Genomic DNA, 13,158 nt, shown 5'->3' on the forward strand with positions numbered 1-13,158 from the left:
GAACATGAAAAAATATATTGCAATTCAGATGCCTGTGTATTATAATTTCTTCTGAAATTAACTTCTTTTATTTATATTACTTATAAATCCATCAAGAGAGGAAGAAAGCCGATGGAAGAGAAACGCTTGCTGAATCCAGATGAGCTGCACGAGGAGTGCGGTGTATTCGGAATGTACGATTTTGACGGCAATGATGTGGCATCCGAGATTTATTACGGACTGTTCGCATTGCAGCACCGGGGGCAGGAAAGCTGCGGTATTGCGGTCAGCGACACAGAAGGACCGAAGGGGAAGGTAAATGCGTATAAGGGGATGGGGCTTTGCAACGAGGTGTTCACACCGGACATCTTAGAGGGTTTACATGGAAACATTGGTGTGGGACATGTGCGTTACTCGACTGCGGGAAGCAGCACAAGAGAGAACGCGCAGCCTCTGGTACTCAATTATGTGAAGGGTACCCTGGCTCTGGCCCACAACGGAAACCTGGTCAATGCGCCGGAGCTGCGCAGAGAGCTGGAATACAGCGGTGCAATCTTCCAGACCACCATTGACTCAGAGGTCATTGCGTACCATATCGCACGTGAGCGTGTGCGCACGGCAACCGTTGAAGCGGCGGTGGCAAATGCCATGAAGAAGATCAAGGGTGCATATTCTCTGGTCATCATGAGCCCGCGCAAGATGATCGGTGCGAGAGATCCATTTGGCTTTAAGCCTCTTTGTATCGGCAAAAAGGAAAATGCCTATATCCTGGCATCCGAGAGCTGTGCCCTGGCAACGATTGACGCGGAATTTGTCCGCGATGTGGAGCCGGGTGAGATCGTAACGATCACCAAGGACGGCATCCGCTCCGATAAGAGCATGTGCCTGCCGGATTCGAAGAAACAGGCAAGATGTGTCTTTGAATATATTTACTTTGCAAGACCGGATAGTGTGTTTGACGGTGTGAGCGTTTATCATTCCCGCATTCACGCAGGCCGCTGTCTGGCGATCGATTCCCCGGTCGATGCCGATCTCGTGGTCGGTGTGCCGGAATCCGGTAATGCTGCAGCACTTGGCTATTCGATGCAGTCTGGAATCCCATACGGAACGGCGTTTGTGAAGAACTCTTATGTGGGACGTACCTTCATCAAGCCGAAACAGAGCAGCCGTGTTTCTGCGGTAAAAGTAAAATTGAATGTGTTGAAAGAGGCAGTCGCAGGAAAACGCGTCATCATGATCGACGATTCCATCGTCCGCGGTACGACCAGCCACCTCATTGTGAAGATGCTGCGCGATGCAGGTGCGAAGGAAGTGCATGTGAAGGTCAGTGCGCCGCCATTTTTACATCCGTGCTATTTCGGAACGGATATCCCATCCGAAGACCAGCTCATTGCAAGCGGACGCACGGTAGAAGAAATTCGCCAGATCATCGGGGCAGATTCGCTGTCTTACTTAAAGATGGAGCGTTTGCCGGAGCTGGCAGAAGGCCTGCCGATCTGCACGGCATGCTTTAGCGGAAACTATCCGCTGGAACCGCCGAAGGAGGATATCCGCGGCGAATATACGAAGTAAGCGCCAAAGGAAAGCATTTGCGGCGAATATACGAAACAAGTGTCGAAAAAATGCATCCGCGGCGAAGATACCAAATAATCAATCAAAATATTGGAGGGTTCTTATGAACGACAGATACCAAAGCCCGTTGTCCGAGCGTTACGCAAGTAAGGAGATGCAGTACATCTTCTCCCCGGACAAGAAATTCAAAACCTGGAGAAAATTATGGATCGCGCTGGCTGAGACCGAGAAAGAGTTAGGACTGCCGATCACCCAGGAGCAGATCGACGAGTTAAAGGCACATGCCGAGGATATCAACTATGAAGTCGCAAAAGAGCGTGAGCGTCTGGTGCGCCATGATGTCATGTCCCATGTATACGCTTACGGCCAGCAGTGCCCGAAGGCAAAAGGAATCATCCATCTGGGTGCAACCTCCTGCTACGTAGGCGATAACACCGATCTCATCATCATGACCGAGGGCTTAAAGCTGGTTCGCAAAAAACTCATCAACGTGATGGCAGAGCTGGCAAAATTCGCAGACAAGTACAAAAACCAGCCGACCCTGGCATTTACCCATTTCCAGCCTGCACAGCCGACTACCGTTGGTAAGAGAGCAACGCTTTGGCTCAATGAGCTTTGCCTGGATTTAGAGGATCTGGATCATGTCCTTTCTACCATGAAGCTTCTTGGCTCCAAGGGAACCACCGGTACCCAGGCAAGTTTCCTGGAACTCTTTGAGGGAGACCATGAGAAATGCCGCAAGGCAGACCAGATGATCGCCGAGAAGATGGGCTTTTCTGCATGCTATCCAGTTTCTGGTCAGACCTACTCCCGTAAGGTAGATACCCGTGTCCTGAATGTTCTTGCAGGAATCGCGCAGAGCGCCCACAAGTTCAGCAATGACATTCGTCTGCTGCAGCACTTAAAAGAAGTGGAAGAGCCGTTTGAGAAGAACCAGATTGGTTCCTCCGCAATGGCATACAAGAGAAACCCGATGCGCAGCGAGCGTATCGCATCTCTTTCCAACTATGTAATGAGTGATGTCATGAACCCGATGATGGTTGCTTCCACCCAGTGGTTTGAGCGTACCTTAGATGACTCCGCAAACAAGCGTTTAAGCATTCCGGAAGGCTTCCTGGCTATCGACGGTATCCTGGATCTGTACTTAAATGTTGTAGACGGCCTGGTGGTATATCCGAAGGTGATTGAGAAACATTTCATGGCAGAGCTTCCGTTCATGGCAACCGAGAACATTATGATGGATGCAGTAAAGGCAGGCGGCGACCGTCAGGAGCTGCATGAGCGCATCCGCCAGCTTTCCATGGAAGCAGGCAGAAATGTCAAGGAAAAAGGTCTGGACAACAACCTGTTAGAGCTCATTGCGGCAGATCCGGCATTTGGACTTTCCTTAGAAGACTTAAAGGCATGCATGGAGCCGTCCCGCTATGTAGGACGTGCACCGCAGCAGGTAGACGAATTCTTAGGCGAAGTAGTCAATCCGATCCTGGAGGCAAACAAGGAAGACCTTGGTATGACCGCAGAGATCAATGTGTAAAAGAATGTTTTATGAAACGGAAGCTATTTTCTGAGTCTTGTTTCCAATGTGTGGAACGTGTCAGAAAATGGCAAAACTGATAAATTACAGTAATTAATATCTATAATTTACATTAATAATAAGAGGCAGGCAGATTAGAAAATCTGTCTGCCTTTTTGTGTTTGCGTATTGATTTTAAAGTAAGAATCTTATATACTGTTAATGTTTGCGGAGTCGGCTGATTCCGCATGAGAATATTAGGAATAGCAAGTGGCGGTGTCAGGACACATTGGTTTTCGATGTGCAGCGCGTGGGCAAAAATGCGCGAAGTCCGTACTGTCACGTTAAGCACAACAAAGGAGACGAATTATGTCAAAGGTAGATGTAGTTATTGGATGTTTTTATGGCGATGAAGGTAAGGGAAAAGTAATCGATTATCTTGCAACGAATGCAGATATCGCTGTCCGCGCAACCGGTGGTGATAACGCAGGCCATACAATCGAAGCAAACGGAGTGAAATACGCAATGCGTCTGATTCCGTCCGGAATCTTGTCCGGTCATACCATTGGCGTAATCGGCAACGGCGTTGTTATGAACCCGCAGGTGCTGTTAGGTGAGATCGAAAACTTAAAAGCACACGGATACGATATCGACAACCATTTAAAAATCAGTGACAAGACCCATGTGATCCTGCCGTACCATCCGATGTTAGACCGCGCACTGGAGAAAGCAAGAAAGGCTTCCAAGATCGGTACCACCTGCAGAGGTATCGGACCGACCTATTGTGACAAATACGAGCGCGCAGGCTTAAGAGTTGAGGATCTGTACGCAGACAACTTCAAGAGCCATCTGGAAGAGCTGGTAGAATCCAGAAAAGCACTCTTAAAGTTCTATGATCCGGAAGACACCACCATCGATGAAAAACTGAATTTCGAGGATGTATATAAGACCTATACCGAGTACGCAGAGCAGTTAAAGCCGTTCGTATGCGACACCGTAACCTATCTGCACAAAGCACTGGAAGAGGACAAAAAGGTGATCGTAGAGGGCGCTCAGGCAACCTTACTTGACATCGACTTCGGTTCCTATCCGTATGTAACCTCCTCCAACCCGACCATCGGCGGCATCATCACCGGAACCGGTTTAAGCGCATCCGATATCGGAAATGTATACGGTATCATCAAGGCTTACTCCAGCCGTGTCGGCGAGGGTCCGTTCGTAACCGAGCTGCTCGATGAGACCGGTGATAAGATCCGTGACCTTGGTCATGAGTACGGTACCGTAAGCGGCAGACCGCGTCGCTGTGGCTGGCTGGATCTGGTAACCTTAAAATATGCAAAGCGTCTGAATGGCCTGACCGGAATCTCCGTAAACCACTTAGACACCATCGGCAAGTTCGACAAGATCAAAGTCTGCGTTGCTTACGACTGCAACGGGGTACAGACCGAGGACTTCTCCACCAACTTAAAGTTCTTAGAGAACAGCAAGCCGGTATACAAAGAGTTCGATGGTAACTTCGGTGACATCTCTGGCTGCAAGACCTTCGAGGAGCTTCCGGAGAATGCAAAGGCATACATCAACTTCATCGAGGATTATATCAAAGTTCCGGTAAAATTCATCGGAACCGGCGCAGGACGCGAGGCAATGATCGTGCGCCTGTAAAAATAGTAATATTGTTAACGTAATAGAGCCGTGAAAGCTGCCTTTCGGTAGCTTCCACGGCTTTTGTCTTATTTCAGCAGACGAAAAAATAAGACTCTGTTTTATAATCGTGATTCACGTATTATAAAATATTGACTATGTATGCATGGTGTCATATATTATATATAATCGATGAGGAGGTATCATTTATGGAACCAATGGGAATTGTACAGGCTCGCACATCGGAGCGGATCAAAGAAAACGCAGCAAATATTTTGGATAAACTTGGATTGAATATGTCTACGTATATCAATATGGCTTTGAACTAGTTAATTATTCAAGAAGGAATTCCGTTTTCTGTTAAGCTGACAAAATCCTCCTATACGAATGCGGAAAAAATCAATGAGGTAGCTGCAACATTAAAACTTGAAGGATTACATTTAGACGAGAATGACATACAGTTAATGCAGGAGATTCAGCATGGAAATATCAGTTTTGAACAAGCACGGGAGAAAATATTAAACGAGGTATAAAATGTCAGATACGAAATGCTATCAGCCAGCCAAAAATCTTTTCTGTGTGAGTACAGCGAAATGGAAGAGGTGATTCGTAAATGTATTTACAAACAATAGAATCACACTATGAGTCATAATAAGAGATTCCGGAAATAATAGGAGACAGGAGAAAAATGAGTAGTATAAGGGCGTTTGTAATCACAATTTTTGTAGGCTGGCTCAGTTCTGTGATTTGTGAAACCATGCTTTGGCCTCAACTAGGTTCGATTTTTGCAATTGCAACAATGGGCGCATTTATTCTTAAATCTATAGAGAATTTAAAGGAAGGCTCATCAGAAGATGCAAAATCATAGTATTATAAATCAGAAAATCGATAGTTGACAAGGGAGTGTGATTGCATGGGAAAAGCAATTTTAGCAATGATTGTAACCATAATGGTTGGGTTTATGAGCAGTGCCATCTTTGCAAACTGGGTCAATGCACCAGAGTGGGGTGTTATCCTTGCTGTTGCTGTGATGGGTGCATTTATTATTCTTTTCAATGATAAGAAGTAAGTGACTTCCAGATTGGAGAACTGGTGAAATCAACGATTGCGAGGAGAAAGAAAATGGAATTTAAGAATTTATTACCAGCTCAAAATCGTGATGAGTTACGAGAATGGTTTTCGGAAAATTATAACAAAGGAACCGAATGCTGGGTGGTTGTAAAGCGTGGACGTCCAGTAGATAATGGAACTTTTTGGTATATAGATGCAGTCGAAGAAGCCATGTGTTTTGGCTGGATTGATAGCACCACGAAGAAAATGGATAACGGAATAACGGCACAAAGATTAGCACCCAGAAGAAAAAACAGTTTGTGGTCTGAATTAAATAAAGAACATTGCCGGAGAATGGAGCGATTAGGGCGTATGACGGATGCTGGAAGAGCAGTTTTTCCGGATATGTCTGAAAATTGTTTTGTTATTGACAAGATGATTTTAGACGCATTGCAAATAGACGCTGAAATTTGGGAGAATTTTCAAAAAGGATAACACCAAGGCGGGGATTATGTATGGCGAATGGAATGATAATGGATGCTTACTTACAGACTGACAGATTGCAGCGCTGGCTATCTTCACTCTGTCACACGAAATAATGCTTTCCATTCCTGCCTCCGTTCCTTTTTGCACACCAGATAATAGGTTGCGGTTGCCTCTTTATCGGAAATCGGAATCGCGATCCGGCTTTCTGCGGTAACCCGGTAATTTTCGGAGACATCGGTTACAAAGCAGGGCAGGGAGGAGGCCTGGACCAGCTCCTGAAAACTATAGCGGTCATTTTGGGTCAGAAAGCGGGAATCCGGCATTTTTTCTAATACAAAGGACCAGAAGCCAATATCGGGCATTAAAAGCATGTTTTCTCCGTTCATGTCGGAGAAAGACAGGCTTTTTTTGTTTGCATATTTGTGGTCTTTGGGAAGTGCGAACATCAGGCTTTCGGTTCCCTATTCTTTGTAAATGTAAGCCTCAGATTCCGGCTTTTGGTGCGTTACGATCAGCTGGTAATGATCCTGCTCCAGCCCTTTGAAAAGATGTTCATCGGAAGTTATGTCGGTCTGCAGGGAATCGTTAGGGGGATATGGGGAGTGGTATTTTATTTTACGGCGACCGGAAACAGCCTGTATGTAGCAAAACAGCTTTGTGAACATCCGGTCAGTATTGCCCAGGCGGTTCACGATAAACAAAAGACATACCGTGCAGAGCAGATTGGCATTGTCTGTCCGATGTTTGGTCATAAGGTGCCAAGGCTGGTCAAAGAGTTTCTGGAACAGGCAACCTTTGAGACACCGTATTTTTATATGATCCTGACTTATGGATACCGGCACGGAGGTGCATCGGAACTGGCGCAGCAGATGTTAAAGAACATCGGAATCCATCCAGCTTACATCAATGTACTCTGGATGCTGGACAATTTCCTTCCAAGTTTCGATATGAATAAGCAGAAGGAAATGGAGAAACATGTCGGGGAGCATCTGAAACAGATTCGGGAGGATATCCGGGATCAGCGCAGGTTCCTTTCTCCGGTAACCGCGGCAGACCGGGCGGCACATCAGGAGTTTTTATCCAGAAAAAATAAAATGCCGGAAGGTTTGCTCCAGAATTTTTACCGGATCACGGAGAAATGCATTGGCTGTGAGATCTGTACCAGAGTCTGTCCGGAACATTGTTTCCATATGGAGGAACACAAGAGTGTCTGGAGTCCGGATCGTTGTATGTACTGTATCCAGAACGCTCCGTTTCGATTGTGAATGAGATGAAAGACCGCGCGGAAAAGGGCGAACAGATCTTTTGTGATATTTACATGGATGCTGAAAAACAGGCAGACCCGGCAAAGCGCAATACGGGCTTATTCTTTTTCCGTGGCAATCCGGGTGAAAAATTTGCGATTACAAATTCCGGAGGCGGATTTGTTTATGTCGCAGCCATGCATGACAGCTTTCCGCATATGCAGGAACTTGCCAGACGGGGCTACAACGCATTTGCGCTGATCTACCGGCCCGGGGCACAGAGCGCCTGTGAGAATCTGGCAGAGCCATTGCCTTTATCCACGAACATGCTGGGGAACTCCAGGTGGATACGGAAGGGGATTCGCTGTGGGGCGGCTCAGCCGGAGCGCGTATGGCGGCCTGGCTTGGTTCCTACGGAACCGCAGCATTTGGAGAAAAGGTTTATGAGAAAAGTAGTAGATTGATGTAGAAAAAGAGACGAAATGATGAGATTAAAAAAATGGATTTCTATCGTATTGGCAGGAGCAGCATCCGTGAGCCTTCTGGCAGGGTGCGGAGCATCAGGAAAGCAGACAAGCGCGAGCAGTTTACTATTCTGCCAGCGGAAATACCGCGCGTGTTGCAAAAGCAGCAGCTGAGGAAGCAGGGGCAGATTTTTATGAAATCGTTCCGGCAGAGCCGTATACCAACGATGATTTAAACTGGCGTGACAATAACAGCCGTGTTTCCAAAGAGCACGATGATGAGAGCCTGCGCGATGTAGAACTGGTTTCCACGGAAGTGGAGACTGGCAAGATGGAGAACGCTTCAGCTCCGGCGCATCCGATACAGATGTAGCAAAGTGGGTTGACAGCCTTGCCATTTCCATATCGCAATGATAAAATGGATACAGAATTGATACGCTATCAGGTGGTTCGAAAATATCAGGAAATGGAAGGATGTGTGCCGGTATGGGAATGTTTGTGAATTCTGGAAACGCTGCATTTCAGGTTGCGTTAAACTCTGAAATATATGTAGATAAAACAGGTTTGCTGAACTATACAAACCACGTTATGGATACCACTTCCAAATTCGTTTGCAACAGCCGTCCACGCAGATTTGGAAAGTCCATTACCGCAGACATGCTCACGGCCTATTATAGCAAGGGCTGCGATTCTACAGAGATGTTTTCCAATCTGGAAATTGGAAAAAGTGCAGATTTCCGAAACTATTTAAATCAGTATGATGTCATTCATCTGGATGTCCAGTGGTGCATGGAACCAGCTGGCGGTGCGGAATATGTTTTAAGATATATGGTGGAGCAGACAATCAGGGAACTTCGGGAATATTATCCGAAAGAACTGTCAGAACCGATCACATCACTTCCGGAAGCATTATCCCGCATTAATACGGCAACAGGGAAAAAATTCATTGTAATCATGGATGAATGGGATGTTTTGATCCGTGATGAGGCCACCAACAAAAAGGTGCAGGAAGAATATATCAATTTTCTGCGTGGACTTTTTAAGGGAACGGAGCCTACCAAATACATTCAGCTCGCGTATCTTACCGGGATTTTGCCAATCAAAAAGGTGAAAACGCAATCAGCACTTAATAATTTTGATGAGTTCACAATGCTGGATGCGAAGATTTTCGCTGATTATACAGGTTTTACCGAGTCAGAGGTAGCCGGGCTCTGTGCGAAATACCATGTGGATTTTGATGAAGTAAAACGCTGGTATGACGGATATCTGTTGAAGGATACACAGGTTTACAATCCAAAAGCGGTTGTTGAGGTCATGAAATGGAAACAGTTTCAGAGCTACTGGTCTGATACCAGCTCATATGAAGTGGTTGTTCCATTGATCAATATGGATTTCGATCATTTAAAGACGGACATCATCGAGATGCTGTCTGGAGCATCCGTTCCGGTCAATATAAAGTCATTCCAAAACGACACAATAAATTTTGCGAACAAAGATGATGTACTTACGTATCTGATTCATCTGGGGTATCTTGGATACAACCAGAACGACAAAACCGCTTTTGTTCCGAATGAAGAGATACGCCAGGAACTTACTGCGGCCGTGCAGAGTACGAAATGGGACGAGTTTCTTGCATTCCAGAGAGAATCCGGGGAATTGCTGGATGCAACACTGGATATGGAAGCAGATGTGGTGGCTGAAAAAATGGAAAAGATCCATATGGAGTATGTGTCTTCCGTTCAGTATCACGATGAAAATTCCTTGAGCAGCGTGCTGACGATTGCATACCTAAGTGCCATGAAGTATTATTTCAAGCCGATCCGGGAAATGCCTGCAGGGCGGGGATTTGCAGATTTTGTATTTATTCCAAAGCCGCAATACGCAGAGAGTTATCCGGCGCTGGTGGTGGAACTGAAATGGAACAAAGCTGCCAAAACTGCGATGCAGCAGATCAAAGACAAAAAATATCCGGATTCCATCGCACAGTTTTCGGGGCAGATCCTGCTGGTGGCTGTGAATTATGATAAAAAGACGAAAGAGCATCAGTGTCAGATTGAAATGCAGTCGAAATAACCGGCTTCAGAAAATGAAGCCGGAAAACGGGATTGCAACACATTTCATCCGGTAAAGAACTATATTGTCTGAATACAGAAACAAACAGAGCAGCTACAGCCGATAACCGGTTGCAGCTGCTCTGTTATACTTAGACTAATTCTTGATGCAAAAATGTGGGAAAAACCGCAGGGCAGGACCGTAGTTGCTCCGGTACCTGCGGTTTTTTCCTGCGACCACAACGGTACTGTACGGAACTTTCAGTTTAGAAAATGCCTACCGTGTGTCATGACACAATTCTGTCAATAGCTTGACTTCTTTTTTTATATTCAGTAAAATGATGCTATATGTAAATCAGAGGTAAGAATTTTGTATAGCATATCGGGGAGGCGCCAGCAGCGCATCGGTTGATTGGTCCGGTGGGGGCAGAATTCGATGCAGGAAAGGTGAGGGCATTCATGAAATTAAATCGTACGACTCAGCGGACAATAGAAATTCTGGAGATCATTTCCCAAAAGCCGGAGGGTGCTTCCTTAGACGAGCTGTGCGACCGTCTGGAACTTCCAAAGACCAGTGCATACGACATTGTCACGACGCTGGAGGCGCTTGGCATGGTCCATGCGGACTGGGGACAGAAGAAACGATACACCATTGGCCTTACGGCATACCGGATCGGCATCAATTACACGAACAACTTAAATATCATGAATGTGATGGAGCCGGAATTAAAACAGTTTGCCCATGAAATCGGGAAGACGGTGTTTTTTGGGGTACGCTCCGATTGTGAGGTCGTTTACATTTGCAAGTTTGAGCCGGAAAATCCGATCATCACCACGGCGTCGGTAGGAAGCCGCATTCCATTGCATTGTACATCTCTCGGCAAGGCAATCTTAGCTTACAGTGAGCCGGATATTCAGCAGCAGCTTCTTAAGCGTATGAATTTTGTGAAAAAGACAGAACGCACCATTACCGACCCGGTGCGGCTTATGGAAGAGCTGGAACAGGTGCGCGGGCAGGGCTATGCGCTGGATGCGCGGGAGATGGAGGAGCATGCGGAGTGCGTGGGTGCACCAGTATTTGGGGCAGATGGAAGTCTGGTTGGTGCTGTCAGTGTCTCTACATTATACCGGGATGCGGTCAACTATGAAGAGCTGGGGCGTATTGTTTCCAGAAAGGCAAAGCAGCTATCCGGAATGCTTGGATATGTCGGAAGAAAGTAGTTGTCCTGGCACAGCATGCAAATGAAAAGAAAAGAGGACCGGAGAGACAAAAGTCAGATTCGGACTGAAATGGAAGAAAACAGGTTCAGGAGAAGGAGAGAAGAATATGCGAAAAGAACAGGTTTTATCCAGAATGAAAGAAGAATGCCTGGTTGCGGTGATTCGTGCGAAGAACCGCGGACAGGGGGAGAAGGTTGTGGAAGCCGTAATTGAGGGTGGCATTCATTTCATTGAGATCACCATGACGATGGACGAGGGAAACCCGATTGAATTTCTTGCGGCCATGGCAGAAAAATACCGGAACGATGATCGGATCGTGATCGGCGCTGGTACGGTTCTGGATCCAGAAACTGCAAGGGCGGTAATCCTGGCAGGTGCAAATTATGTGGTGAGTCCGGGACTGAATCTGGACACCATTAAGCTCTGTAACCGGTACCGTGTGCCGATGCTGCCTGGGGTTATGACTCCGACGGAGGCGATTACTGCTCTGGAAGCCGGCTGCGATGTCATCAAGCTGTTCCCGGGAAATATTCTGGGACCGGCGGCGATCAGCTCTTTCCGCGGACCGCTTCCGCAGGGCAATTTTATGCCGTCTGGCGGTGTCGATGTGGATAACGTAGATAAGTGGATCAAAGCAGGTGCTTATGCGGTTGGAACCGGAAGCAGCCTGACAAAAGGCGCAAAGACTGGCGATTTTGCGGCGGTAACGGCAAAGGCGAAAGAGTTTGTGGAAGCAGTGGCGGCAGCAAGGGCACTGTAACAAGCGCATACAAGACAAACGGACAGGAATACTGGCTGCAACAAGATTCCCTGGTGAAAACATCGAACTAGACAAAATGGCAGCCAGGTGGAGGAGAAGACATGGCAAAGATTGTGACTATGGGGGAGATTATGCTCAGATTATCGACCCAGGGCAATGAAAAGTTTATTCAGGCAGATGAATTCGATATCAATTATGGCGGAAGCGAGGCCAATGTGGCAGTGTCACTGGCAAATTACGGGTACGATACGGAGTATGTTTCTGCAATCCCGGACAACCCGATCGGGGACTGTGCGGTGGCAGCGCTGCGCAAATACAATGTAGGAACAAAGTACATTTCCAGAAGCGGAGACCGTCTGGGCATTTATTATCTGGAGCCGGGGTCTTCCGTGCGTCCGTCCAACATCGTATACGACCGTGCAGGTTCCTCTATTGCCTGCGCAACAGCAGATCTTTTCGATTTTGATGCCATTTTCGCAGATGCGGACTGGTTCCATTTTACCGGTATCACCCCGGCACTTTCAGACAGCGCAGCAGCGCTCACGGAGGCAGCGCTGAAGGCAGCGCGGGCGCATGGAGTCACCGTGTCCGTGGACTTAAATTTCCGTAAGAAGCTCTGGAGCCAGGAAAAAGCACGTGAGGTTATGACAAACCTGATGCAGTATGTGGATGTCTGCATTGGAAACGAAGAAGATGCAGAAAAGGTTCTTGGCTTTAAGCCAGAGGGCAGCGATGTCATGTCTGGAAACCTGGAGCTCGCCGGGTATATGAATATTTTCAGCCAGATGGCAGATAAGTTTGGTTTCCGTTATATTGCAAGTTCACTCAGGGAGAGTCACAGTGCTTCTAATAATGGCTGGTCCTCCTGCATCATGGACGGAAAAACAAAAGAATTCTATCATTCGAAGAAATATACCATCGCACCGATCGTCGACCGTGTGGGTGGTGGCGATGCGTTTACCTCCGGGCTGATCTACGGATTATTGGAGGGAAAGGATATGAAGACTGCGCTGGAATTTGGTACGGCTGCAGCAGCGTTAAAGCATACCATTCCGGGTGATTTTAATCTGGTAACCCGCGCTGAGGTAGAAAAGCTGGCAGGTGGGGACAGCTCCGGTCGCGTGCAGCGCTGATCCGCTATAACAATTTGATTAACTTTAATAGGGCCGTGTGAGTT

At 47.0% G+C, this 13,158-nt stretch carries 14 protein-coding genes and 1 pseudogene; 14 read left to right on the forward strand and 1 reads right to left on the reverse strand.

Annotated features, from left to right (window positions below; translation table 11 throughout):
* Positions 1–111: 111 nt before the first annotated feature.
* From purF to DW922_RS12880, 7 genes are all read left to right on the forward strand, one after another.
* A complete protein-coding gene (gene purF, locus DW922_RS12850; protein WP_118726786.1) occupies positions 112–1,551 on the forward strand; it encodes an amidophosphoribosyltransferase in 1,440 nt (479 codons plus the stop codon).
* Between the two features lie 103 nt (positions 1,552–1,654).
* Complete coding sequence (gene purB, locus DW922_RS12855) at positions 1,655–3,085, forward strand: adenylosuccinate lyase (protein WP_118721179.1); 1,431 nt, start codon at positions 1,655–1,657, stop codon at positions 3,083–3,085.
* 348 nt (positions 3,086–3,433) lie between these two features.
* On the forward strand, positions 3,434–4,726 hold the full coding sequence (locus DW922_RS12860) for an adenylosuccinate synthase (RefSeq protein ID WP_118721178.1): 1,293 nt from the start codon (positions 3,434–3,436) through the stop codon (positions 4,724–4,726).
* 188 nt (positions 4,727–4,914) lie between these two features.
* Entirely contained in the window at positions 4,915–5,034 is a 120-nt protein-coding gene (locus tag DW922_RS12865; protein WP_182436939.1) for a type II toxin-antitoxin system RelB/DinJ family antitoxin, read from the forward strand.
* A 359-nt stretch (positions 5,035–5,393) separates the two neighbouring features.
* Entirely contained in the window at positions 5,394–5,573 is a 180-nt protein-coding gene (locus DW922_RS12870) for a hypothetical protein (RefSeq protein ID WP_118541106.1), read from the forward strand.
* A gap of 45 nt (positions 5,574–5,618) precedes the next feature.
* The gene (locus tag DW922_RS12875) at positions 5,619–5,774 is read left to right on the forward strand and encodes a binding-protein-dependent transport permease (protein ID WP_118541104.1); all 156 of its coding nucleotides are present in this window, start codon (positions 5,619–5,621) and stop codon (positions 5,772–5,774) included.
* 53 nt (positions 5,775–5,827) lie between these two features.
* Positions 5,828–6,250, forward strand: coding sequence for a thymidylate synthase (locus tag DW922_RS12880; protein WP_243032216.1), 423 nt, complete (start codon positions 5,828–5,830; stop codon positions 6,248–6,250).
* A gap of 83 nt (positions 6,251–6,333) precedes the next feature.
* Here DW922_RS12880 and DW922_RS12885 read toward each other — a convergent pair whose 3' ends face one another.
* Entirely contained in the window at positions 6,334–6,612 is a 279-nt protein-coding gene (locus DW922_RS12885) for a hypothetical protein (RefSeq protein WP_147353382.1), read from the reverse strand.
* A 231-nt stretch (positions 6,613–6,843) separates the two neighbouring features.
* Here DW922_RS12885 and DW922_RS12890 point away from each other — a divergent pair, with 231 nt between their 5' ends.
* The 7 genes and pseudogenes from DW922_RS12890 (at position 6,844) to DW922_RS12920 (ending at position 13,114) form a co-directional block, all read left to right on the forward strand.
* Positions 6,844–7,506: an EFR1 family ferrodoxin gene (locus tag DW922_RS12890; RefSeq protein ID WP_207666304.1), complete on the forward strand. Its 663-nt coding sequence runs from the start codon at positions 6,844–6,846 to the stop codon at positions 7,504–7,506.
* A 322-nt stretch (positions 7,507–7,828) separates the two neighbouring features.
* Positions 7,829–7,954, forward strand: coding sequence for a hypothetical protein (locus tag DW922_RS18430; protein ID WP_347560314.1), 126 nt, complete (start codon positions 7,829–7,831; stop codon positions 7,952–7,954).
* 176 nt (positions 7,955–8,130) lie between these two features.
* Positions 8,131–8,322 (forward strand): annotated as a pseudogene (locus DW922_RS18120) (flavodoxin); the annotation flags it as partial.
* Positions 8,323–8,435: 113 nt separating this feature from the next.
* The gene (locus tag DW922_RS12905) at positions 8,436–10,022 is read left to right on the forward strand and encodes an AAA family ATPase (protein WP_118726801.1); all 1,587 of its coding nucleotides are present in this window, start codon (positions 8,436–8,438) and stop codon (positions 10,020–10,022) included.
* A 437-nt stretch (positions 10,023–10,459) separates the two neighbouring features.
* Positions 10,460–11,221 carry an IclR family transcriptional regulator gene (locus DW922_RS12910; RefSeq protein WP_118726802.1) on the forward strand — a complete coding sequence of 254 codons (762 nt, stop codon included), beginning with the start codon at positions 10,460–10,462 and terminating at the stop codon, positions 11,219–11,221.
* 106 nt (positions 11,222–11,327) lie between these two features.
* Positions 11,328–11,981, forward strand: coding sequence for a bifunctional 2-keto-4-hydroxyglutarate aldolase/2-keto-3-deoxy-6-phosphogluconate aldolase (locus DW922_RS12915; RefSeq protein WP_118726790.1), 654 nt, complete (start codon positions 11,328–11,330; stop codon positions 11,979–11,981).
* A gap of 101 nt (positions 11,982–12,082) precedes the next feature.
* The gene (locus tag DW922_RS12920) at positions 12,083–13,114 is read left to right on the forward strand and encodes a sugar kinase (protein WP_118726791.1); all 1,032 of its coding nucleotides are present in this window, start codon (positions 12,083–12,085) and stop codon (positions 13,112–13,114) included.
* Positions 13,115–13,158: the final 44 nt, after the last annotated feature.

It is taken from the genome of Clostridium sp. AM42-4, assembly GCF_003480105.1.
GTDB lineage: Bacteria > Bacillota > Clostridia > Lachnospirales > Lachnospiraceae > Brotaphodocola.

Excerpts from the sequence above, each read along its gene's own strand:
- DW922_RS12905 (WP_118726801.1), top strand. The coding sequence starts at position 8,436 with ATGGGAATGTTTGTGAATTCTGGAAACGCTGCATTTCAGGTTGCGTTA.
- DW922_RS12875 (WP_118541104.1), top strand. The coding sequence starts at position 5,619 with ATGGGAAAAGCAATTTTAGCAATGATTGTAACCATAATGGTTGGGTTT.
- DW922_RS12880 (WP_243032216.1), top strand. The coding sequence starts at position 5,828 with ATGGAATTTAAGAATTTATTACCAGCTCAAAATCGTGATGAGTTACGA.
- DW922_RS12920 (WP_118726791.1), top strand. The coding sequence starts at position 12,083 with ATGGCAAAGATTGTGACTATGGGGGAGATTATGCTCAGATTATCGACC.
- DW922_RS12865 (WP_182436939.1), top strand. The coding sequence starts at position 4,915 with ATGGAACCAATGGGAATTGTACAGGCTCGCACATCGGAGCGGATCAAA.
- DW922_RS12885 (WP_147353382.1), bottom strand. The coding sequence starts at position 6,612 with ATGCTTTTAATGCCCGATATTGGCTTCTGGTCCTTTGTATTAGAAAAA.
- DW922_RS12915 (WP_118726790.1), top strand. The coding sequence starts at position 11,328 with ATGCGAAAAGAACAGGTTTTATCCAGAATGAAAGAAGAATGCCTGGTT.
- DW922_RS12910 (WP_118726802.1), top strand. The coding sequence starts at position 10,460 with ATGAAATTAAATCGTACGACTCAGCGGACAATAGAAATTCTGGAGATC.
- purB (WP_118721179.1), top strand. The coding sequence starts at position 1,655 with ATGAACGACAGATACCAAAGCCCGTTGTCCGAGCGTTACGCAAGTAAG.
- DW922_RS12860 (WP_118721178.1), top strand. The coding sequence starts at position 3,434 with ATGTCAAAGGTAGATGTAGTTATTGGATGTTTTTATGGCGATGAAGGT.
- DW922_RS12870 (WP_118541106.1), top strand. The coding sequence starts at position 5,394 with ATGAGTAGTATAAGGGCGTTTGTAATCACAATTTTTGTAGGCTGGCTC.
- purF (WP_118726786.1), top strand. The coding sequence starts at position 112 with ATGGAAGAGAAACGCTTGCTGAATCCAGATGAGCTGCACGAGGAGTGC.